The sequence below is a fragment of the Kitasatospora sp. NPDC048407 genome, from assembly GCF_043200475.1.
GTDB lineage: Bacteria > Actinomycetota > Actinomycetes > Streptomycetales > Streptomycetaceae > Kitasatospora.
This window is the reverse complement of the sequence record NZ_JBICXW010000052.1, coordinates 1-1,475: the sequence shown is the minus strand read 5'-3', so window position 1 is coordinate 1,475 and position 1,475 is coordinate 1. Positions and strand designations below refer to the sequence as shown.

Annotated in this window: 1 protein-coding gene; it reads left to right on the top strand. The window is 70.2% G+C overall.

Annotation, left to right across the window (positions count from 1 at the left end; genetic code table 11):
* The first annotated feature begins 42 nt into the window (after positions 1 to 42).
* Entirely contained in the window at positions 43 to 1,290 is a 1,248-nt protein-coding gene (locus tag ACGFWJ_RS36185) for an IS4 family transposase (RefSeq protein ID WP_392957003.1), read from the top strand.
* Positions 1,291 to 1,475 lie beyond the last annotated feature (185 nt).

Below are 1,475 nucleotides of genomic sequence, written 5' to 3'. Positions count from 1 at the left end.
CAATACCGGTGACTTTGTGTGGTTTTGGTCGTTGGGCTGGTTGTGCCAAGGCCTGGACAGGTGAAGTCGTCGGCGGGTGAGCGGTTCTCGGACCGGATCGCGCTGGGAGTGCTGACGCGGGCGTTCCCGCCCGAGCTGGTTGATGAGGTGATTGCCGGGTGCGGCCGGGTCGAGCGGCGTCATCGGCTGTTGCCGGCAAGGGTGGTCGTGTACTTCGTCCTGGCGATGTGCCTGTTCTGCGGGCAGGGCTATGAGGAGGTCGCGCGGCTGCTGACCCAGGGCCTGGAGCGGGAGGGCGGGCGAGGGGCTTGGCGGGTGCCGACTACGGCGGCGATCGGTCGGGCCCGGCTGCGGCTGGGTCCGGAGCCGCTGCGGGCGCTGTTCGCCCGGGTCTGCCACCCGGTGGCCACGAAGGAGACGGTCGGCGCGTGGTTTCGCGACTGGCGGCTGGTCGCGGTGGACGGCACCACCTTCGACCTGCCGGACACGGCGGCGAACGCGGAGTTCTTCGGCCGGCCCGGCACCTGCCGGGGGCAGGGCAGAAGCGCCTACCCGCAGGCGCGGGTGGCGGCCCTGGTCGAGTGCGGCACCCATGCGGTGTTCGCGGCCGAGGCCGCCCCGCTGGCGGTCCACGAGACCGTGCTGGCCCGGCAGTTGTTCACTTCGTTGTCCGAGGGGATGCTGCTGCTGGCCGACCGGGGCTTTCGCGGGTTCGACCTGTGGCGGGCCGCCACCGGCACCGGTGCGGACCTGTTGTGGCGGGCCAGGAGCGACGCCGTGTTCCCGGTCGTGACCTCACTCGACGACGGCTCCTACCTGTCGGAGATCGTCGCGGCCCGGGACAAGAACCGCCGCGCCGACCCGATCCGGGTCCGCGTCATCGAGTACACCCTGGGCCCGCGTGGCAAGGACGGCACCGTCTACCGGCTGGTCACCAGCATCCTGGACCCCGCAGCCGCACCGGCCGCGGAACTCGCGGCGCTCTACGCCCAGCGATGGGAGATCGAGACCGCACTGGACGAGATCAAGACCCACCAGGGCGGCAGGAACCTCGTCCTGCGCTCCCAGCACCCGCGAGGGGTGGAACAGGAGATCTTCGCATTCCTCCTGGTCCACCACGCCCTGCGCGACCTGATGCACCAGGCCGCCCACCGCACCGGCTGCGATCCCGACCGGCTCTCCTTCGTCCGTACCCTGCGCATCGCCCGCCGCCATGTCACCGGACAGGCGGCACTTTCCCCCCTCGCGACTCGCCCGGGCACTCACCCGGAGCCTGCGCGAGATCGGTGAACGGCTACTGCCCGCACGGAGGTTGCGCACCAACCCCCGCGTCATCAAACGCAAGATGTCCAACTGGGCACTCAAACGCCTGATGCACTTCGACCCGCCACGACCGGGCCGGCCCGGCGTCGTCCTGGTCGGACCGACCAAGACCACCCCGACTCGCCAAAAATCAACCTAAATCACCGGTATTG